The organism is Clostridium sp. CM041, from assembly GCF_055081035.1.
In genome coordinates this window covers 2,602,125-2,623,923 of record NZ_CM143648.1, presented here as the reverse complement: position 1 = coordinate 2,623,923, position 21,799 = coordinate 2,602,125, and the positions used below count along the sequence as shown (strand labels likewise).

Sequence of the window (21,799 nt, the reverse complement as noted above, 5' to 3'; positions counted from 1 at the left end):
AGTTCCAAAAATAAAAAATGGCTCCGCGAAAAGGATTTGAACCTTCAACCTATCGGTTAACAGCCGAGTGCTCCACCGTTGAGCTATCGCGGATTATTATTGCTTACAACAACATTATAACATACATAACTAAAAATTCAATAGTTTTTTCTTTTTTTTTATAATTTTATGATTTTAAGTGCTATAGTTATGCTTAAAAAATAAAAAGGATATTTTAGATTAACTAAAATATCCTTTTTATTTTCTTAAATTACTGAATTGGTTTCATTGTAGGAAATAGGATAACATCTCTTATTGAATAAGAGTCCGTTAAGAACATTACCATTCTATCGATTCCTATGCCCAGTCCTCCTGTTGGTGGCATTCCGGTTTCTAATGCACTCATAAATTCTTCATCTATTAAATAAGCCTCATCATCACCTAGTTCTCTTTCTTTTGCTTGTTGCATAAATCTCTCTCTTTGAACTACTGGATCATTTAACTCTGAGTATGCATTACACACTTCTCTTCCAAACACAAAGCCTTCAAATCTCTCTGTAAACTCTGAATCTCCTCTCTTCTTTTTAGTAAGAGGTGATATCTCTACAGGGTAATCACATAAGAATGTTGGTTGAATTAGTTTTTCTTCCACATATACTTCAAATAATTCATTTAATATATCTGCTTTTGAGCAATTTTCTAATTCTTTTTTAAATTGTAAATGCTTTTCTTTAGCTATAACCCTAGCTTCTTCATTAGTAGTTATTTTATCAAAGTCCACACCTGAATATTCTCTTACTGCATCTACCATAGTAATTCTTCTCCATGGTGGTGTAAAATCTATTTCAGTTCCTTGATAATTAACCTTTGTAGTTCCATGAACCTTTTCACAAACGTAAGCTATCATATTTTCCGTAATTTCCATCATATCATTATAATCTGCATAAGCTTCATATAATTCTATCATTGTAAACTCTGGATTATGTCTTATATCTGTTCCTTCGTTTCTAAAGTTTTTACCCATGTCATATACCTTTTCAAAACCAGCAACAATAAGTCTTTTTAAATATAACTCTGTTGCAATTCTAAGATACATCTCAATATCAAGCGCATTATGATGAGTACTAAATGGTCTTGCTGCGGCTCCTCCTGCTACTGTGGATAAAATCGGAGTTTCAACTTCTAAAAATCCTTTGTTATCTAAGTATTCTCGGATATATTTAATTATTGATATTCTCTTCATGAACGTATCTCTTACTTCTTGGTTCATTATTATGTCTACTTCTCTTTGCCTAAATCTTAAATCAGGATCTTTTAATCCGTGCCATTTTTCCGGAAGTGGTTTTAGAGCTTTAGCTATAAGCTGAAAGTCTACTATATGTAGCGATATTTCACCAGTTTTTGTAACAAAAGGTGTACCAGTTATGCTTACAAAATCTCCTATGTCAAAACTTTTATATTCTTTTAATTTTTCTTCGCCTACATCATCTATTTTTATGTATAGTTGTATTTTACCATATCTATCATGAATATCAGAAAAACCAGCCTTACCATGAACTCTTTTAGACATGAGTCTACCTGCTACAATTACCTGAGCGCCTTCTAATTTCTCAAAATTTTCTTTTACTTCTTGTGATGTATGAGTTCTTTCAACTTTGTACACATCAAATGGATCTTTGCCTTCTTCTTTTAAATCAGCTAATTTTCGTCGTCTTATGGTTACCTGTTCATTATATTTTGATTCAAGTTCATGCAAGTTTTTCTCTTCACTTTTTTCTTCATTATTTTTTTCGTTTGTCATTAATATACCTCCTGTTTTTTTCCAATCTAGAAAATAATTACCAATCATTTGCTCTGCCATATTTCTTCTATGTATATATTTCTTTAGGGCACCTACCAATTATAAATTGTTAAGTACCCCTATGTTCTATAAAAATCAAATAATTTTTAAACAATTACCCGCGTCGCACTTCCAATACTTCATACCTACCAACACCATCTGGAACTGCAACTTCTATAATTGCTCCTGATTTCTTACCAACGAGTGCACATCCAACTGGTGATTCATTCGATATTTTATTTATCATTGGATCTGCTTCTGCTGAACCCACTATATAAAATTCAACTTCTTCATCAAACTCATAATCCTTAACCTTAACTATAGATCCTATACTTACTACATCTATTTCAATATCGTTTTCATCTATAACACTTGCATTTCTAAGCATATTTTCCAATTGTATTATTCTACCTTCAACAAATGCTTGTTCATTTTTAGCTTCATCATACTCTGAGTTTTCGGTTAAGTCCCCATACCCAAGTGCTACCTTTATTTTTTCAGTAATATCTTTTCTCTTGACAGTCTTAAGAAATTCTAATTCTCCCTCTAATTTCGTAATTCCCTCATAGGTCATTACATATTGTTTTGATACGCTCATTTATTTCTCCCCTTTTTAATTTTTATTAAATAAATTAGTAAATATCCATAAAATCCACTATAAACTAACAATATCCTAGCATATTACACCCCAACTACAATACTGTCTTCCTCGAAATATAGTAATTTCATATAATTTATATAATATAAGACTATTAGTTCAAATTGATAAATTATCGGTTCTAAGATTTATTCTTAGAATAACAATACATGTAACCATTTAGCCATTATAAATCAGAGCGTTACTATTGTCAATATGTTACGAACAAAATAGTCTAATATATTACATTTTTGTTGAATTTTATTTTTTCAAGATATATACCATTGTACTTAAGAGCTTTTTCAATGTCACTTTCTTGCATTTGACATAATATCGATCCTAAAAGTTCGATAGAAAAATCTCTTTCAAAAGTTTTCCAAGGCACATTATAACTTACATCATTTACAGCGATAATATTTTTTGAAGTGCTTATACTATTATCTAAGAACCAGACTAATTTCCCATCACCGAATTCATAATCTTTAGATGAAACAATAAAATCTGCTATTTTAACAGCATATAGTTCATCATTTGTAACAATAGGTGATACACCAAAATTAGCGATAATATAATCTGCAAGTTTCCTAGTTTTTACTAAATCATGCGATAAAAATATAATATATTTGCAATGCTTTGCTAATTCAATAATAATATTATAGTTTATCATTTCTACCGCATCATATATAACAATGCAGCAACTTTTCAAACTTTTATTTCTCATTCTAATCATAAGCTGTATACTTTTTATAACACTAAATGCTAAAAATCGCTTTTGAAATTCATTAAAATAATTATAATCCATAGGCCTCAGTGTTTTTGGCGATAATTGCACTTCACTACATTTACATATTTTTTTAGCATAAGTTAAATTATTTAAGTATGCTTTTCTATTAAAATTTGGTGGTATTTTTACACTAGTAACTTTAATATCTAAATCTTTAATGTATTCACTACTTATTACTTTCATCTTTAGTTTATCTTTAATTTTACTTAAAAATCCAAATTCATTATATAAATTATCTATATTTGAAGTTACACATAAAATTGGCTTCATACATCTGCACCTTATACATTAATGTACTATTATCTTATTCAGTGTTAATTATATAAATTCCCGTTTTAATTTTTAAATTATTCTTTTATAGTCTTCAAATAATTTTTATAAACCAAAAGCACCTGCTTTACCTCATCATAACTATTTTTAGTATTAATTTCATTCTTAATTTCAGCACAGTTGTTAAGCCCTTTTATATACCAGGCTGTATGTTTCCTCATTTCTCTAACAGCCTTAATTTCTTCATAATATTTTACAGCTAAATTTAAATGCCTTATACACATATCTATTTTTTCTTCAGGAGTAGGATATATAACTTTTTCTCCGTTTATTGCCTGCTTAATCTCTCTAAAAATCCATGGGTTACCCCTAGACCCTCTTGCAATCATTATAGCATCACAATTAGTCATTTCCTTTATTTTGACAGCATCCTCTACGGAAAATATGTCCCCATTACCTATTACTGGTACTTTAACATTTTCTTTTACAGCCCTTATAATATCCCAATCGGCCTTGCCTTCATACATTTGTTCGCGAGTCCTGCCATGCACTGCAATAGCATCTACCCCTGCATCCTCCATATATTTAGCAAATTCTACAGCATTAACATTATTTGAATCAAATCCCTTTCTAAACTTCACTGTCACAGGCTTTGTTGAAACCTTTTTCATTTCTTTTACTATTTGCGCTGCTAGTTTAGGGTTTTTCATCAAAGCTGATCCCTCTCCATTTTTTACTATTTTATGAACAGGACACCCCATATTTACATCAACCATACATATATCGCTTCTTGCGTTGAAAATTTCACAGGAACTAGCCATAATCTTAGGATCATTACCAAATATCTGCACAGCTACGGGTTTCTCTTGACTTGAAATTCGCATAAGAGATTCTGTATTGTCACTTCCATAATATAATCCTTTAGCACTTACCATTTCAGTATATAGTAGACCACACCCTAATTCTTTGCATAACCCTCTAAAGGCAATATCTGTAACTCCTGCCATAGGGGCTAAAAAAACATTGTTTTCAAAGTTAATATTTGATATTTTCATTAAATCATCTCCTGCGGAGCTGCAATATTAACGACTTCAGAATGCGATTTATACTCCACTGAAGTTTCTTCCTCGTTATAGTATAAATCGCCTTCTGAAACGTCGTTAAATCACCTATTCCCTATTCTTCTCATAAATCATTCTAAGGCCTTCTAAGGTTAAGTTGGGATGAAACTCATCAATAGCAGAAGACTCTTTGGTTATCAGTTTTGAAAGTCCTCCCGTTGCTACTACAAAAGGCTCTTCTTCTCCCATACTAACCATTTCACTTTTCATTTTATTAACAATATAATCTACTTGACCAATATATCCATATATTATTCCGGACTGCATGCTTTCGACAGTATTTTTACATATAACTGTTTCTGGTTTTACAAGCTCCACCCGAGGTAACTTTGCCGCTCTCTCAAATAGTGCTTCAGAAGCTATTTTAATACCAGGGCATATAGTTCCACCTAAGTAATTAGCCTCTTTGCTTATAGCACAAAAGGTTGTAGCTGTACCAAAATCTATTAATATTAATGATCTTTTATAAATTTCATGAGCTGATACAGCATTAACAATTCTATCCGCGCCTACTTCTTTTGGATTATCATATTTTACATTTATTCCAGTCTTAATCCCCGGGCCTACTACCATTGGTTTCAAATCGAAATATTTTCTTATCATATGTTCTAGTGAATACATACTATTGGGAACAACCGAGGAAATTATTACGCCTTTAATATATTCTGTTTTTATGTTTCGCTGATTAAATAATTGCATTGCTTGAATTCCGTATTCGTCAGCAGTTTTTTTTGCATCAGTAGATATTCTCCACTCTACAATTAACTCCTTTTCCTTAAAAACTCCTAAAACAGTATTAGTATTTCCAACATCTAAAACTAAAATCACTTTATACACCACCTATATAATTTAAAATAACTTGCAAGTCGCTTTATATTTTTGCCATTATAAAAACACAAAATAATATATCCAATATTATAAAATATTAATTTCAAATGTTCCTAATTTAACAATTTAATTTTAACAATTTGAATATATTTGTCAAGTTAAATCTTTATAAGAAATTCGGTTTAATTAAATCATCTCCTGGGTCGCTGCAATATTAACGGTTACAGTGAAAGTTACACCTATAAAGCTAATTCTATATATTATACCACAATTCTCATCAAATGTTGGTATATAATTACAGTAAGTTTCTTAGTAAATCGCACTAATATAAAGTTTCTGTTAGAATGGACTCTCTTTACTGGTTAAATGATATAAAAAAAGACATACAGCTAACTCACTGTATGTCTTTTACCAAGTTAAATCTTTGTTAAATCAATCTCACCTGAATCTGTTTTAGCCATTATAGCCTCAAAATCCACGCCTTCGAGTTTTTCTTTTAACAACAGTTCTTGAGCTACTGCATGAAGTTTACTTGCATTCTCAGCAAGGATTTTTTCAGCTTTTCCATAAGCTTCATCAATAAGCATCTTAACCTCTGTATCTATTTTATTAGCTATTTCTTCACTAAAGTTTCTACTTTTGCCTAAATCTCTTCCAAGGAATACTTCATTATGATCGTTACCAAAAGATATTGGTCCGAGTTCATCACTCATACCATATTCCATAACCATCTTTCTTGCAATAGCCGATGCTCTATCAATATCATTCTTAGCACCTGTGCTAATATCTTTTAATACTAATTTTTCAGCAACTCTACCACCTAATAACCCGACCATTTCATCTTTAAGTTTTAGTTTTGAAGTATAAGCAGTATCCTCTTCAGGTAGATGCATTGTGTACCCACCTGCCATTCCTCTTGGTATAATACTTATTTGATGAATTGGATCAGATAATGGAGAATATTTCATTACTACAGCATGCCCGGCTTCATGATATGCTGTTAATTTTCTATCTTTTTCACTGATAACTTTACTCTTCTTTTCCGGCCCTGCAATAACCCTAGTTACTGCTTCATCAAGCTCTTTCATTTCTATAACTGTTTTTTTATTTCTAACTGTAAGCAGTGCAGCTTCGTTCATTAAATTCTCAAGGTCCGCACCAGTGAACCCAGGTGTCCTTTTAGCTAATACGTCAAGTTTTACTTCTTCGGCTAAATGTTTACCTTTGGAATGTACCTTTAGTATTTCTTCTCTTCCTTTAACATCAGGCGCACCCACTAATATATGTCTATCAAATCTGCCTGGTCTTAAAAGAGCAGGATCCAGTATGTCTGGTCTATTTGTCGCGGCTATCATAATTATGCCTTCATTTACACCAAATCCATCCATCTCAACTAATAGCTGATTTAGAGTTTGCTCTCTTTCATCATGACCACCGCCAACGCCAGCTCCTCTTTGTCTACCTACTGCATCAATTTCATCAATAAATATTATACAAGGAGCACTTTTTTTCGCTTGTTCAAATAAATCTCTTACTCTTGAAGCTCCAACACCTACAAACATCTCTACAAATTCCGAACCTGATATACTATAGAATGGAACTCCTGCTTCTCCTGATACTGCTCTCGCAAGTAACGTCTTACCTGTACCCGGTGGTCCTATAAGAAGAATACCTTTAGGAATTCTTGCACCTGCTTCTAGGTATCTTTTAGGTTGTTTTAAGAAATCTACAACTTCTGCAAGTTCTTCCTTTTCTTCATCTTCACCAGCTACATCATCAAATGTAACTTTCTTCTTATCTGGCGTTGCTATTTTGGCTCTACTTTTACCAAAATTCATTACACCTCTATTACCGCCACCGCCGCCACCTTGCGATTGCTGCATATACATAAACCAAAAGGCCACTAACATTAAAATTATAAGGAGTGTTGGCAAGACATTTAACCACATTGGCATACTAGCTGGCTTTAAGTATGTTTCTGTAACGCTTGCATTTGGGTTTTGGTCCATAACTTGAAGCAATCTCGTCAATGGGACTATAGTTTCATATCGTGTTCCGTTCTTTAGTTCTCCTGATACTGTTTTATCTTCTTTTACCTGAACAGTTTTAATATCCTTTTTAATCCAATATTCTTGGAATTTATTAACGCTGATTTGACTAACATCTTTGCTACTATCAAGTACGGTTAGTGCTGCATAAATCACAAGTACAAACACTACGATCCAGATTGATGCACTAGAAATTTTCTTCATTAGAAACCCCCCTCTCTTTTTATTCACTTTAAAATTTTATCACATTAAAAAGCAGTTGACAATAATATATATATTATTTTATACACATTTACTTATAAATTTCTTCTTTAAGTATTCCTATAAATGGTAAATTTCTATATTTCTCTGCATAGTCCAGGCCAAATCCTACAAGGAAGTAATCTGGTACATCGTAACCTAAATATTTAACATCTATATTGGCCGTTCTTCTTTCTGGTTTATTCAGTAAGCATATAATTTCTAAACTATTAGGTTTCCTTGCAGATAGTAACTTCATTAGATATTTAAGCGTAACTCCAGAATCTATAATATCCTCTACTATCAATACATCCTTTCCCTCAATTTCAAAGTCTAAATCCTTTAAGATCTTTACAACCCCTGAAGTTTTAGTGGAATTCCCATAGCTTGTAACTGCCATAAAATCCATTTTGCATGGAATTGTAATTTGCTTTACTAAATCTGCCATAAATATAACTGATCCTTTTAAAATTCCAATAAGTATAAGCTCTTTGCCTAAATAATCCTTACTTATTTTTGCGCCCATTTGTCTAATTTTATCTCTTAATTGATCTTCGCTGTATACTACCTCTTTAATATCATTGTTCATTCTTATTCCTCTCTTCCAATTCTAATCTGCAATATATTTTTAGTATCCTTTGTAACCTTGAATTTTTCGCTAACCCTATATCCAACTACCCAACCTATATCATCCCCAAAACATATTAACGGTATTGCATTTCTTTGGGCTTTAGGTATTTTTAAATCTATAAACAAATCCTTTATCTTTTTACTACCCTTCATACCTAGTGGAATGAATCTATCCCCATCTTTTCTATACCTAAATATTATTGGTTTCTTAATTTTATCATAGTCAAAATACTTAATACAATCATTTTCTTTAAATTCTGTAAATTGTAGCTTAGGATTAACATCAATTTTTACTACTTTATTTAAAGAATGAATAAAGTTTTCCTGATTTATATTTAGAGAGTACTGATTGTTATTAGCTTCAGTAGCTTTTACACAAATATATATATGTATATTCCCATAACAGTTTTCAACTATTATATTCTGAGGTAGCATTATACTTTTACCTGTTTCATGTCTTTGAAGTTCTATAATACTATATATATGAACTTTTTCAAAATTATATAAATTATGATTCACCGCAAGCAAAGCACTCCTAATAATCCTACTTAAAATTGCTTCATGCTCCGCAAAAGCCGCCTTATTTATTATAACCCTTTGCTGACCTATCTCACAATGTTTTTTATACTCTTTTTCAGAAATATTTTCCAAATAATCATTGTCTTTTTTTACAATATCTGATAATCGGTTTAATGTTTTAATTATATCTTTATTAAAATTTTGTTCCATATATGGAATCAATTCTAATCTTACCTTATTTCTCGCATAAATATTTTCTAAATTTGATTTATCTATTCTTGGATTGATATTATTATTTAAACAATATTTCTCTATTTTTTTTCTACTAAGACGAAGTATGGGTCTTACATATATTTTGTCGCGAACAGGTCTTATTCCTACTATTCCCTCGATACCCGTTCCTCTCATTATCCTCATTAAAATAGTTTCAGCTTGATCATTAGCATTATGTGCCAAAGCGACTTTATTAGCATTTAATTTAACCATAAGTTGCTCAAAAAATTCATATCTAGCTTCTCGTCCTGCCATTTCACAAGATAAATTCTTTTCCTTTGAAATTCTATGTACATCCACTTTTTCACTATAAAAATCTATATTCAAACTCTCACAAATTTCTTTTGCATATTCCTGATCTTTATCAGACTCATCTCCTCTAAGACAATGGTTTAGATGTGCACCAATAAGTGTAATCCCAAGTTCTTCCTTAAAGTTGTTTAAAATATAGAGCAAACACGTGGAGTCAGGTCCACCAGAAAATGCAACTATAACCTTATCTCCCTTATCAAACATTGAATTCTCTTTTATAAAGTCCATAACTGTTTCTGACAAAATTTTCACTTCCCAAATTTATTTTTAAAATGTTTTCTGTTTTTTGCAGGTTTATATTTTTTTAATACCATATCACTATATCATATTACTATATCATTTAGTAATATATATTTTCCATTTTTTTAGACACACCTTTAAATCATCTCTTGGGTCGCTGCAATATTAACGACTTAGAAGGAGATTTAAACTCCCACCGAAGTTTTCAATTTGTTAGGGCATGTAACTCCCACTTATAGAAATGAGAGACTTTCCTTCTGAAATGCCGTTAAAAATGGGAAAAATGAAGAATGTAAAAGAGGTTCTTACCCCCATAAATACTTTCTCCATTTTTTAATCTCTTTTATTATATATTCCCTGATTTTTCTCTCAATTTACAGGGCATTAAAATATTTCTTTTATAAAATACATTTAGTATAGACTATATATCTTTGAAACAAGAACTGTCATATCATCTTTTACTCTATTGCCACTTAATTTTTTTGCTTCTGAGAGCAACCCTTCAGCTAAATCCTTGGGATTGTTGCAATTGTTTTTACCTAAATAATCAACTACCCAATCCACCCTCCCTACATTTTCATCATTGTAATCTAATACCCCATCACTAAGCATAACCATAATATCTCCATTTTTTAATTCCATTTGCTGTATATCTATATCTGCTTTATCTAAAACACCGATAGGAAGAGATTTTGATTTTATAATTTCTAAACTTTCACCTGATTTTAGAAAAGTTGCAACTGCCCCCACTTTTAAGAAATCAATTTCCCCAGTGTATAAGTCTATGCTGCTTAAATCTATAGTTGAAAATTTTTCTTCTTCGGAAAATCTCAATGTCATTATTGAATTCACAGTGTTTATAGCCGTAATTTTACTAAAACCTGCTGATGTAAACTTTTCTATTAATTCAACCGCAGCCTCGCTCTCTCTACCCGCTTGGGGTCCCGATCCCATGCCATCACTAATAACTGACATATAACTTCCATCAGGAAGCTTACCAAAGCTATAGCTATCTCCATTGGACTTTTCACCATCTTTACACTGCCTAGCCACATTAGATACCACATGAAACTTAGGTGTTTCTTCAATAGTTACCTTACATATATTGGTCTTCGGATTTATATTACACCCTTCATCACTAACACACATGCACTTGCCTGTGACCCCATTTATAATCGGCAATAAATCCTTTACACACATTTGCCTTCCACTGCAAGCGTTAAGTGACAATTTAATACTCAATCGTCCGAGCTTATCATTCAAACACATAAGATCATTGTGCTTAACTCTATTTTTATCTAAGGCTCTACATATAAGTTTTTCCATAGAAGTATCTATTTGAATTTCAGAATTAAAATCTTCAACAATTTCTCCTACAGAACCCGCCATATTACTAATCTGATTTGCTAAAAGCTCTCTGCCTTCACTAAGCCTCGTTCTCCACATTTCATTTATAATGTGCTTATTAACAATATCTTCTGTATTTTTAAGTATGGCGGTTCTCTTTATACATTTTCTTTCAATTTCTTCCGGTACGCTATTATTCTTCCTCTCAAAATTTTGAATTAATTCTTCAAATGCTGCATATGTATAATGTAATTCCCTTTTCCAACACATAGACTTCATATTACAATTACTACACACCCTGTCCGCAAGATTTTCAACCAACGCGCTGCTTTTACCTTTCATCGCCAATTTTTCATTATCCACTAAGTTATTTAATATATCTGACATATTAGAAAGTACATCTGAAAAATTATTTAGCCTTCCTACAAATGTATCTTTAATTTTATTTATATACCCCTGTTCTACATTTTGCTTTTTTTTATCGGAATTAAATTCTGTGGATAATTCGCTATAAACTTTTTGTGGTATTAGCAAAAATATTACAGCAGCTACAAAAGCTTCAAATATCATAAAATCAGATCCCGTAATACAATATATTTTTATTATTGAAAAGGCTACTAAATAAGATATTGCACTTAAAACCTTTCCAGTTTCTTTAAAAACACCCGTTATTAAGCCACAAACACCATACATTCCTATAAACACAATCATATTTTCAGAAGACATTCCTACAATAATACCCATGGAAATTCCTGATGCAGCACCAGCTCCACTTCCGTTAATGTAAGCTATTATTATAACAAATGCCAGGCCTAAAATATTCGTAATTGATATGGCAAATATACTTAGTCCCCAAGTACCTGCTATAATTAAGGAGCTTATAATTGACATACTTATTATTTCTTCATTTGAAAATATATGTTTTGTTTTAATCTCCTTAAAGCATAAAAGACTATAGTCCAGAATAAAATATAATGGGAAGATACATAAAACCAGAAAAAATGAATTTAAAAAAGCCATTAACCCACTTACCCGGGTTATGAAGAAGTTATAGGTAAACAACTCAAATATAATAATAGCAAACATGCTAGCTAAAACTTTAGTTTTTGATTTTATTTTGTTGAAAACATGACTCAAAAAAGCAATTGTAACTATTACTATTAAATACGATGGTATATTCTTTGCAATACCATTTAAAGTAATATATCCTAAGAATGTACCACTGGCTGTAATTATTGAAATTCTATGATTATTTACAAATATTGTAGCTATTAAGAAAGCTATTCCAAATGGGGCAGTGTTATTAAGAAGCAAGACCCTACTTATTAATAAGCTTATAACAAAATAAACAATTCCTGTAATAATTAAATTAGTATTTAATGCATTTTTCTTTTTTACTTCATCTTTTATCTTTCTAAGTCTTTCATATGGAAATATATCAATCCCGTATTGCATATTAAAAATCACCCACCCTTTAATCATTAGGACTCCATTATAGCAACGTCCCTTGGAAATAAATGTCATAAGATGGGGTGCTCGTATGTTTTTTATGAGACAATAATTTGTATATTTTTTACATTATATTTTTACAATTCCCTATAATATAGAAAAACCTACCATATTAATATAGTAGGTTTTAAAATATTAAATGAAGCTTGTCACTTCATGGCATTGTATATTCGAGAAATTTATACTTATATGTTTTTTCACATTATAGCTTCAGTTTTATAGTTTTCCAGTAAATAAAAAATAACTCACAATATAAATTGTGAGTTATGGTAGCGGAAATAGGACTTGAACCTACGACCCTTCGGGTATGAACCGAATGCTCTAGCCAGCTGAGCTATTCCGCCATAGTTGGTTGCGGGAGTAGGACTTGAACCTACGACCTTCGGGTTATGAGCCCGACGAGCTACCAACTGCTCCATCCCGCGATATTTGGTGCTGAAGACCGGAATCGAACCGGTACGGTGTTTAACCACCGCAGGATTTTAAGTCCTGTGCGTCTGCCAGTTCCGCCACTCCAGCTTATTTACTTACTTGCAGTATACTTGTTATCAAGTTTTATTTCACTTACGTTCTAAATAATCTAAAACTTATTGGTTGCGGGAGTAGGACTTGAACCTACGACCTTTGGGTTATGAGCCCAACGAGCTACCAACTGCTCCATCCCGCGATATTTGGTGCTGAAGACCGGAATCGAACCGGTACGGTGTTTAACCACCGCAGGATTTTAAGTCCTGTGCGTCTGCCAGTTCCGCCACTCCAGCTTATTTACTTTCAGTATACTTGTTATGAAGTTTTATTTTACTTACGTATTAAGTAATTTAAACTTATTGGTTGCGGGAGTAGGACTTGAACCTACGACCTTTGGGTTATGAGCCCAACGAGCTACCAACTGCTCCATCCCGCGATATTGTATTTAAGAATATTTGAATTAATACGTCATAAACTCTTTATAATTTTATATTCTACGCATTTTTTAGTTTTTTTACTTTAGCTTGTTTCTTTTAGCTAATTATATTTAGAATCTTATTTAACTGATATGATGAGTAATTTAAAACTCATTGGTTGCGGGAGTAGGACTTGAACCTACGACCTTCGGGTTATGAGCCCGACGAGCTACCAACTGCTCCATCCCGCGATATTAATGTTAAAGACTAAACTTTAATTGATACAATGTTTAACTATTATACTATTTTAAGTTCTATCTCTCTATTTACTTCTTCATACCAGCTTACTATTACTATTAAATAAGTTTTTCAAAATCATTTTTAATGTTATACTAATTCTCTACATATGTCAATAGTTTTTTATAAAAAACATATTGCGTTTTTAAACTCATCATCTGTTAAAGTGGTAGCGGAAATAGGACTTGAACCTACGACCCTTCGGGTATGAACCGAATGCTCTAGCCAGCTGAGCTATTCCGCCATAGTTGGTTGCGGGAGTAGGACTTGAACCTACGACCTTCGGGTTATGAGCCCGACGAGCTACCAGCTGCTCCATCCCGCGATATTTGGTGCTGAAGACCGGAATTGAACCGGTACGGTGTTTAACCACCGCAGGATTTTAAGTCCTGTGCGTCTGCCAGTTCCGCCACTCCAGCTTACTTACTTTCATTTTACTTACTTATAGCTTAGAAAATGCTACCTCTTGGCAACATGTTTTATTATATATGATGTACAAACCGTTGTCAATAACTTTTTTTTGTTAAAATAGGAACTAAATACTTAGTTCCTACAGATTTACTAATAGCTTGAAGTTTTTTTACTATAACCTCTTCCTTTTCCTTCTTGATGTTTTTTAACATCTTGAAATCTTTCTTCACTATCTTTTAGAAATTTAGTCATTATATCTTCAAACCCACTTGCATTTGCTTTGCTTTTTTCCTTTTCCCAATCTATTTCCATAGGTTTAATAGATTTCTTAGGCGCTCCAGCTTGTTTTATTGATAAACTTATTTTCCCATTATCATCTACAGAGATTACTTTAACTTTTACTATATCATTTTCTTTTAGATGATCATTAACATTTTTAACGAATGTATCTGAAACCTCAGATATATGCACTAATCCTGTCTTGCCCTCCACTTCTACAAACGCACCAAAATTGGTGATATTTACTACTTTACCTTCTACAATACTTCCAGCCATTAAGGTCATATTAAAAATACTCCTCCTTAAAAATTATGTTTTTATTTTATATATTAATTTAATAATAAGCGTAACAATAATTATAGCATTTAGTTTTTATTATCCATAACAGGAGTTTCACCTTCTTTAACAAGACCTAATATTTCTCTTGCTAATTTTTCTATATATTTGTCAGTTTTAGATAACTCTACTTCATCCTGTAATACTTTTTTTTGTTCTTTTTTCTTTTGTAATTCAACATTATACTTTTGCAGTTCTTTCTTTTGTCTGCTCATAATTGATTGTTGCTGAATTAAAAGATAACATACATACATCATAGCAAAAACTAATACGGCACTTTTAATACTAAATTTTTTTTTCATATCCCATACCCTTTTCCTTTCAATGGAATGAGTATTGTTTACGCTTCATAAACCTATTCTAATTTGTATTCCACATTTCTTCAAGCTATTTCTTTATAATTTATCTTTTTTTTTTATTTTGAGCTTATAAACTAACAAATTTGCTGGGTATAAAATAGCATTCCATACAACCCTAAACACTTTCCCATTGAATATTATTAATTTATATTGTGTCCTTATAAATACCCCACTTAATAGTTTCAAATATAAGTATACTCCTAATATTAAACATACATACACATAAAAGTTTATGTACCCTTTATTAGTATACATCAAAAATATAAAAACCACTATAGAAGTTAATGTCCAAAATAACAAATCCTGTATTATAGTCAGTACCTTATTTGGATTTTCAAATCCTCTTATCAATCTATATATATCAAAAAATACTCCAGTTATTATTCCTGCTAGCAAACTGAAAATTATAAGATTAACTTGGCCTATCAAAGAAATTATCATGATTCTTCTACCTAAACAATCTTGATATTATGCTATCTTTTTTTTCTTTACTTTTGTCGCTAGTATACACAAAAGAATCCACTTGCCCAGTTATTATAACATCCCCATTTTGAACATCTAACTTGTTCATCTTTAATTCTCGCCCTTTTACTACCATTGTTCCAACATCTGTATTCAATAATATTTGATTTTCATTAAAATTTATAACCTCTACAACTCCGTTAACGGTTAATTTTTTTCTGTTTTCAAGCATTAAACTGCTTTTCTTATCTTCTATTTTTATTTCTTTTTTCACTTCCATAATATCCCCCTTATTAGTTTTGCTCTAAAAAATTGGGAATTAAGAAGCTAATCTTATTCTCAATTCTTAATTAATGACATACAATTATATTCTTATAAAATATATATGCTTATTAACCTTAATTAAGAATTGCATTTTGCAACATTTATTCTTTGTCTTCTCTTCCTAAAATTATCTCATACATTTCTTTTGCACTCTCTTTTGTCACATGCTCTGCAATATTTATAATTTTAGCTTTTAAAATTTGATTTGCAAATTTAATTTCTATAATATCACTTTCACCTACTACAGTTCCTGCTTTTGCCACTTTATCATTTATAGAAACTCTGCCACTCTCGCAAGCCTCTTTTGCAATGGTCCTTCTCTTTATAATTCTTGACACTTTTAAATATTTATCTAATCTCATTTATACTTCCCCTTTTTAATTTTCTTTACCCATTCAAGAATTTAACCAAAGTTTTTAAAATAAAAAACCTAGATATACATCCAGGTTTTTCACATGATAATAATATTATTTGTTAACTATATCTTTAAATTCTTTACCAGCTTTAAATACTGGAACTGTTGATGCTGCAATTTGAATTTCTTCTTTTGTTCTTGGGTTTCTACCCATTCTAGCTGCTCTTGCTCTTGTTTCAAAAGTTCCGAATCCAACCAATTGGACTTTTTCACCTTTTTCTAATGTTTCTTCAATACTCTCTATAATACCTTTTAGAGCTGCTTCTGCATCTTTTTTTGATAAATTAGATTTTTCTGATATGCTTGTTATTAATTCTGATTTATTCACTTTTGTTGCCTCCTTGTTATTGAGTACATTACTTAGTAGTGATTATACTATTAAATAGCATATTCTTCACTGATTTTGAAATTCCTTCTTTTAGTCTAATTTTTATTTACAAATAAATTTATCGTCTTTTAGATTCGTTCCATAATTCGTCCATCTCAGTAAGTGTCATATTCTTTAAATCTAACTCCTTATTCCTTGCACTTTCTTCTATGTACGCAAAGCGATTGATAAATTTATCTATAGTATAATTTACTGCAAATTCAGGGTCTATGTCAAGTAGTCTAGCAACATTTACAGTAGAAAACACCAAATCTCCCACTTCTTCTACTATTTTTACCCTATTATTACCTTTATATACATCTCTTACTTCCTGTAATTCTTCTAGCACCTTTCCCATAGCAAGTTCAACGCAGTCAAAGTCAAAACCTACTTTTGCTGATTTTTGCTGAACCTTGTCTGCTCTCATTAACCCTGGCAGGTTTTTCGGAACATGCTTTAGTGTATCCGTATAACTCTTAAACCCTTTTTCTTGAATCTTAATATTTTCCCAACTTTCTAAAACTTCTTTACAATTTTTACCTTGTGGAACTTTAAAAATATGAGGATGCCTATTTATCATCTTATTTGTAATGCCGCAAATAACATCATTTATATTAAAATATCCATCTTCTTTTCCTATTTGTGCATGAAATACAACCTGTAGTAATACATCACCTAGTTCCTCAATAATATTATCTTCATCATTGTCTTCTATGGCTTCTATAACCTCATAACATTCCTCAATAAGATATGTTTTCAAAGATTCATGAGTTTGCTGTCTATCCCATGCACATCCATTTTCAGCTCTCAATGTGTCCATAACTTGAACTAAATCGTGAAAATCTTTTCTAGCCTCTAATTCTTTTGGTATATAAATTGAAGTTAGATAATCTATATCCTTTTGTCTATCTAATTCATATAAGTTAATTTTCCTTATACTTTCTAACCCTTTTATACCTGCGGCTCTAACAAAATAAACCTCCATATCCTCTTTGTAATACTCAAGCAAAGCAAGTTTTACGTCTGAAGCTATAGAAACGTTATAAACTTGAGTTATTAGAAGCCCTACTCTTTTATCTAAAACTTGATTTTTTATATCAAAGGCATCTATTATTTTTAGTCCTTCAATAGGATCTAGTTTTAAGCTTTGAATCACTGCATCTATAAAGCTAACCGCGGGAAGAATTTCTATATCTATTTTATTTTTTTCACAAAGTTTTATTAAAAGTTTAACAGAAGTTTCTGCCACAAGCGGGTGACCTGGAACTCCATATACGATATCTCCATATATTTCGTGTTTCTTAATAAGATCTTCTGCAATAGCCCTATACACATCATCAAAACTATTATATTCTTCATATCTATCATCGTAGGTTTCAAATTTTATACATATCGATTTTAGGTAATCCACAGTAGGGTGCTTTTCTGTTCTTAAATAAATCTTTTTATCACCCTTAAGAATTTCAAGTGTTCCTACAGTTAGTGATTCTACTGACCCAGGACCCAATCCCACTATTTTAATCATTAGCTTCCACTCCTTTATTTTTGCTTTAAAACTTTCTTTTTAATTTCCTCATATTCAAATATTCTAAGCAAAAAAATAAATATTAAATAAACAATAACGCCTATTAATATGGCTATTAAACAAGATAATCCTCTGCTCCTTGTATAATTATAGACATTAGCGTTACTAAATACAACTGCAACTATCATTATAATAGCAGCAATAGCTGGTTTTACAAAAGAGTCTACACGGTTGATTTTTATATTTAAATTTTTCTTTAGATCATGCATATTTAATAAACAACTTGTAACATATCCCAAAATGGTTCCTATAACTGCCCCATAGATATTTACAAATGGAAGCGAAACTAATACGTACGTTATAATGACCTTTACGATGCACCCTAGTGCCAAATTGTATACGGGCTTCATATAATTGCCTATGCCTTGAAGTATTGCAGTGCTGGTTTGCGTTAAAATTACGAAAGGTATGCATATTGATATATATTGTAGTATTTCATATCCGGCTGCATCTCTCATAAAAACCAAATTCATTATAGGATAAGCCATAAAGAACATTCCTAAAGAAGACGGCAGCGAGATAACATTAGACAATTTCACAGCCATATCTACTCTTTTAATAAGTTCACCTCTTCTGCCTAAATAAAACGCTTCGGCAATTATAGGCACTAGAGATGTGCACAAAGCCATTGAAAGAGCCAAAGGTACATTCATCAATGTAAATACTTTCCCAGTCAGCTGACCATACATTACGGCGGATTGCGTTTGGGAAAATCCAGCTTTTAGAAGTTGCTGCGGTACTAACATAGAATCTATCAATGCCATAACAGTTCCCACTGCAGCACCTAAAGATATTGGTAATGCGGCCTTACCTAAATCAGCTAAAATATGCTTATGCTTCGCTTTTTTCCTTACTGCCTGCCCTTTTTTCATCTTAGTATAAGTTAAAAACAAGTATATACTTCCCATAACTGCACCAACAAGGGTTCCAAGGGCCGCTCCTGCAGCTGCATATTCAATCCCCTTTGGAAACAATAAATATGCAAATAAAACTCCAGCGACAACTCTTCCAAATTGTTCTACTATTTGCGAAACAGCAGTAGGTTTAACATTTTGTAGCCCTTGAAAGAAGCCTTTAAAAGTACACATAATAGAAACAAAAATTGGAGCTATAGCAATTACCATAAAAGAGTAATATGATTTAGGATCCCATTTAAGAATTGATATAATCGGCCTTGCGAACATTAACATAAGCGCAGTAGATGCTCCGCCTAATATAATCATTAAAACAAGTGTTTGTCTTAAGACTTGGTGCGCTCCCTCCTGATCATTTTTAGCGGTCATCTCCGCAATAATCTTGGACATTGCAATGGGCACACCTGAAGCTACTGCTACAAACATCATATACAATGGATAAGACATCTGGTAGTATCCCATACCCTCATCTTTTATAAGTGCTTGTATTGGAATTCTAAAAAACAACCCTAAAAATCTAGCAAATATTCCTGCCATCCCAAGTATAATAGTTCCCTTTATCAATGAATGTTTCTTCATAATAACCTCCTTATATTCCCGTGGTGTATGTAAGAATTACATTCTCTAATTATGAATATTTGATTTAAGGGCTTATTATTACTAATACCTCAAAAAACAAAAGTATATATTACTGCAAATATGTTTCACTTCGCTGAGTAATATATACTTTTAGGTTTATTGTTCCATTTGTTTTCCTAGAAAAGAGGCTGCAGTTTCAGCTAGCTTTAATTCTAAATTTCCAAATTTAGTTTCTGGTTCTGTAGATATTATTATTACTGCTCCAATTGCATCGCCTTCTGCTATTATAGGCGCAATTACTTGAGCATGGTACTTATTTTCCATTTCATCATCGTACAGTGCTATAACTTTTTCTGAACCTTCACCTAATACAGCAGCTTTTCTATTTTCCATTACTTTTTCTAATTCATTACTAATTTTTTTCTCTACATACTCTTTTTTAGGACAACCGCTTACAGATATTATGCTGTCTTTATCGCATATGATTATTATGTTTCCTATATTTTGCTGTAATGAATCAGCGTATTCTCTAGAAAATTCACTTAATTCACCTATAGGTGAATATTTCTTTAAAATAACTCCACCTTCTCTATCGGTAAATATTTCCAGCGGGTCTCCTTCTCGTATTCTCAGTGTTCTTCTTATTTCTTTAGGTATAACAACCCTTCCCAAATCATCTATACGTCTTACTATTCCGGTTGCTTTCATTTAAATAATTCCCTCCTTATATAAAGTTTTATATAATATACTAGCTTTATTATTATCTTTCTAAACTTGAATTTTTATGCACATTTGCAAATGTTTAAATAAAAATAAAGAATACCTCCATATTAAAGGTATTCTTTATACATTAAATCATCTCCTGCGGAGCTGCAATATTAACGACTTCAGAAATAGATTTATACTCCCACTTATAGAAGTGGGAGACCTTCCTTCTTAAATGTCGTTAAAATTCTATAGATTTTTCGGATATTGCTTTATATTCGCTTCTTCTTTCCATTTTGTCATAGCCGCTGTCCATGCACTTTCTTTTCCCTGTGTTATAAGCGTTTTTTCTACTTCTGCCTTAACAGCTGTAAATTTCTTTACAGGGTATTCTTTTTTTTCTATAGTCTTTATTATATGCCATCCATATTGAGTTTTAACAGGTGCTGAGATTTTACCTTTTGGCAAAGCAATAGCTGCTGCCATAAAAGTTTTATCCATTTGAGCATCATTATACTCTACATCTCCTAAATCTCCACCATTGTCCTTAGTTCCATCTGTACCTTTTTCTTTTGCGACTTTCGCAAAATCTTCACCAGCGTCTAAACGTTTCTTAATGGCTATCGCTTCCGGTTCTGTTGCTACTAAAATATGAGCTGCATGAATTGTATTCGGTTTTTCTGTAAACTGGTTTGGATTAGCATCGTAATATGCTTTTTCTTGCGCCTCCGTAACTTTAACATTTTTTGTAACTTCAGTAAATAGCGCATCTTGAATAATACTTGGCTTTATTCTTGCTTTTAGAGATTCTTCTGTAAGGCTTGTTTGTGCTAAAGCCTCTTTATATTTAGCATCTGTTCCTAAACTTTTCTTAATTTCTGCTAATTGCTTATTTGTTTCTTCATTTAGTTTAGCTTCAGTCGGCATTAATTTTAACTCTTCCGCCTTATAATTCACAATTTTTTCAGTAATCATACCTTCTACTACTTGCTGTTTTTGCTTTGTTAATTCTGCCATAGCCTCAGCATTAGCTTTATAATTTGCTCCATACTGCGTTTCAAATTGTTTAATAACACCCACTAATTGTTCGTCAACCTGTCCTCTAGTAATTTTAGCATCGAAGGCCTTCGCAACTACACTTTTAGCAATGCCCTTAGGTGTTTTTTCAATCATATTACAACCACTTAATGATGTAGCTAATATAGTTATTAAAGCCGCGCCAATTATTTTTTTTACGTTTTTCATTTTATTTCCCCCATTCTATATGTAATATCGCCGTGTAAAGTTCTGTTACGATACCCATTA

Annotated in this window: 19 protein-coding genes and 11 tRNA genes; all 30 read right to left on the bottom strand. The window is 31.7% G+C overall.

The annotated features are described in order from the left end of the window. Nucleotides 1-18: 18 nt before the first annotated feature. Nucleotides 19-93, bottom strand: a tRNA-Asn gene (locus ACWJJT_RS12360). Nucleotides 94-250: 157 nt separating this feature from the next. Beyond that, nucleotides 251-1,780, bottom strand: a complete 1,530-nt coding sequence (lysS, locus tag ACWJJT_RS12355; protein ID WP_462954910.1) for a lysine--tRNA ligase — start codon at nucleotides 1,778-1,780, stop codon at nucleotides 251-253. A 154-nt stretch (nucleotides 1,781-1,934) separates the two neighbouring features. Beyond that, the gene (gene greA, locus ACWJJT_RS12350) at nucleotides 1,935-2,417 is read right to left on the bottom strand and encodes a transcription elongation factor GreA (protein ID WP_462954909.1); all 483 of its coding nucleotides are present in this window, start codon (nucleotides 2,415-2,417) and stop codon (nucleotides 1,935-1,937) included. Nucleotides 2,418-2,691: 274 nt separating this feature from the next. Next, a complete protein-coding gene (locus ACWJJT_RS12345) occupies nucleotides 2,692-3,510 on the bottom strand; it encodes a Rossmann-fold NAD(P)-binding domain-containing protein (RefSeq protein ID WP_462954908.1) in 819 nt (272 codons plus the stop codon). 77 nt (nucleotides 3,511-3,587) lie between these two features. Then, nucleotides 3,588-4,565 (bottom strand): tRNA dihydrouridine synthase DusB, encoded by a 978-nt coding sequence (dusB, locus tag ACWJJT_RS12340; protein ID WP_462954907.1) that lies wholly within the window; start codon nucleotides 4,563-4,565, stop codon nucleotides 3,588-3,590. A gap of 114 nt (nucleotides 4,566-4,679) precedes the next feature. Continuing rightward, the gene (locus ACWJJT_RS12335; protein ID WP_462954906.1) at nucleotides 4,680-5,459 is read right to left on the bottom strand and encodes a type III pantothenate kinase; all 780 of its coding nucleotides are present in this window, start codon (nucleotides 5,457-5,459) and stop codon (nucleotides 4,680-4,682) included. Between the two features lie 416 nt (nucleotides 5,460-5,875). After that, nucleotides 5,876-7,711: an ATP-dependent zinc metalloprotease FtsH gene (gene ftsH, locus ACWJJT_RS12330; RefSeq protein WP_462954905.1), complete on the bottom strand. Its 1,836-nt coding sequence runs from the start codon at nucleotides 7,709-7,711 to the stop codon at nucleotides 5,876-5,878. An 88-nt stretch (nucleotides 7,712-7,799) separates the two neighbouring features. Beyond that, nucleotides 7,800-8,336, bottom strand: a complete 537-nt coding sequence (gene hpt / locus ACWJJT_RS12325; RefSeq protein ID WP_462954904.1) for a hypoxanthine phosphoribosyltransferase — start codon at nucleotides 8,334-8,336, stop codon at nucleotides 7,800-7,802. 2 nt (nucleotides 8,337-8,338) lie between these two features. After that, a complete protein-coding gene (gene tilS, locus ACWJJT_RS12320; protein ID WP_309137230.1) occupies nucleotides 8,339-9,733 on the bottom strand; it encodes a tRNA lysidine(34) synthetase TilS in 1,395 nt (464 codons plus the stop codon). Between the two features lie 399 nt (nucleotides 9,734-10,132). After that, on the bottom strand, nucleotides 10,133-12,523 hold the full coding sequence (gene spoIIE / locus ACWJJT_RS12315; RefSeq protein WP_462956770.1) for a stage II sporulation protein E: 2,391 nt from the start codon (nucleotides 12,521-12,523) through the stop codon (nucleotides 10,133-10,135). Nucleotides 12,524-12,844: 321 nt separating this feature from the next. Further along, nucleotides 12,845-12,921 (bottom strand) — tRNA-Met (locus tag ACWJJT_RS12310). 5 nt (nucleotides 12,922-12,926) lie between these two features. Continuing rightward, a tRNA-Met gene (locus ACWJJT_RS12305) sits at nucleotides 12,927-13,002 on the bottom strand. A 5-nt stretch (nucleotides 13,003-13,007) separates the two neighbouring features. After that, nucleotides 13,008-13,096: transfer RNA gene (locus ACWJJT_RS12300), tRNA-Leu, on the bottom strand. A 72-nt stretch (nucleotides 13,097-13,168) separates the two neighbouring features. Continuing rightward, nucleotides 13,169-13,244: transfer RNA gene (locus tag ACWJJT_RS12295), tRNA-Met, on the bottom strand. A gap of 5 nt (nucleotides 13,245-13,249) precedes the next feature. Then, a tRNA-Leu gene (locus tag ACWJJT_RS12290) sits at nucleotides 13,250-13,338 on the bottom strand. Nucleotides 13,339-13,405: 67 nt separating this feature from the next. Next, a tRNA-Met gene (locus ACWJJT_RS12285) sits at nucleotides 13,406-13,481 on the bottom strand. 155 nt (nucleotides 13,482-13,636) lie between these two features. Further along, a tRNA-Met gene (locus ACWJJT_RS12280) sits at nucleotides 13,637-13,712 on the bottom strand. A 213-nt stretch (nucleotides 13,713-13,925) separates the two neighbouring features. After that, nucleotides 13,926-14,002: transfer RNA gene (locus ACWJJT_RS12275), tRNA-Met, on the bottom strand. A 5-nt stretch (nucleotides 14,003-14,007) separates the two neighbouring features. Further along, nucleotides 14,008-14,083 (bottom strand) — tRNA-Met (locus ACWJJT_RS12270). A gap of 5 nt (nucleotides 14,084-14,088) precedes the next feature. Further along, nucleotides 14,089-14,177: transfer RNA gene (locus ACWJJT_RS12265), tRNA-Leu, on the bottom strand. Between the two features lie 142 nt (nucleotides 14,178-14,319). Continuing rightward, nucleotides 14,320-14,733: a S1 domain-containing RNA-binding protein gene (locus tag ACWJJT_RS12260; RefSeq protein ID WP_165412325.1), complete on the bottom strand. Its 414-nt coding sequence runs from the start codon at nucleotides 14,731-14,733 to the stop codon at nucleotides 14,320-14,322. An 80-nt stretch (nucleotides 14,734-14,813) separates the two neighbouring features. Next, nucleotides 14,814-15,086, bottom strand: coding sequence for an FtsB family cell division protein (locus ACWJJT_RS12255; protein ID WP_165412326.1), 273 nt, complete (start codon nucleotides 15,084-15,086; stop codon nucleotides 14,814-14,816). A 93-nt stretch (nucleotides 15,087-15,179) separates the two neighbouring features. Next, on the bottom strand, nucleotides 15,180-15,584 hold the full coding sequence (yabQ, locus tag ACWJJT_RS12250; protein ID WP_462954903.1) for a spore cortex biosynthesis protein YabQ: 405 nt from the start codon (nucleotides 15,582-15,584) through the stop codon (nucleotides 15,180-15,182). A gap of 7 nt (nucleotides 15,585-15,591) precedes the next feature. Next, nucleotides 15,592-15,885 carry a sporulation protein YabP gene (gene yabP / locus ACWJJT_RS12245; protein ID WP_462954902.1) on the bottom strand — a complete coding sequence of 98 codons (294 nt, stop codon included), beginning with the start codon at nucleotides 15,883-15,885 and terminating at the stop codon, nucleotides 15,592-15,594. Between the two features lie 145 nt (nucleotides 15,886-16,030). Then, nucleotides 16,031-16,291 carry an RNA-binding S4 domain-containing protein gene (locus tag ACWJJT_RS12240; RefSeq protein ID WP_462954901.1) on the bottom strand — a complete coding sequence of 87 codons (261 nt, stop codon included), beginning with the start codon at nucleotides 16,289-16,291 and terminating at the stop codon, nucleotides 16,031-16,033. Nucleotides 16,292-16,396: 105 nt separating this feature from the next. After that, nucleotides 16,397-16,672, bottom strand: coding sequence for an HU family DNA-binding protein (locus ACWJJT_RS12235; protein ID WP_462954900.1), 276 nt, complete (start codon nucleotides 16,670-16,672; stop codon nucleotides 16,397-16,399). 118 nt (nucleotides 16,673-16,790) lie between these two features. After that, entirely contained in the window at nucleotides 16,791-18,236 is a 1,446-nt protein-coding gene (gene yabN / locus ACWJJT_RS12230) for a bifunctional methyltransferase/pyrophosphohydrolase YabN (protein WP_462954899.1), read from the bottom strand. Nucleotides 18,237-18,250: 14 nt separating this feature from the next. Further along, nucleotides 18,251-19,789 carry a putative polysaccharide biosynthesis protein gene (locus tag ACWJJT_RS12225; RefSeq protein ID WP_462954898.1) on the bottom strand — a complete coding sequence of 513 codons (1,539 nt, stop codon included), beginning with the start codon at nucleotides 19,787-19,789 and terminating at the stop codon, nucleotides 18,251-18,253. A 156-nt stretch (nucleotides 19,790-19,945) separates the two neighbouring features. Then, nucleotides 19,946-20,497 (bottom strand): stage V sporulation protein T, encoded by a 552-nt coding sequence (spoVT, locus tag ACWJJT_RS12220; protein WP_462954897.1) that lies wholly within the window; start codon nucleotides 20,495-20,497, stop codon nucleotides 19,946-19,948. Between the two features lie 246 nt (nucleotides 20,498-20,743). After that, entirely contained in the window at nucleotides 20,744-21,739 is a 996-nt protein-coding gene (locus ACWJJT_RS12215) for a peptidylprolyl isomerase (RefSeq protein WP_462954896.1), read from the bottom strand. Nucleotides 21,740-21,799: the final 60 nt, after the last annotated feature.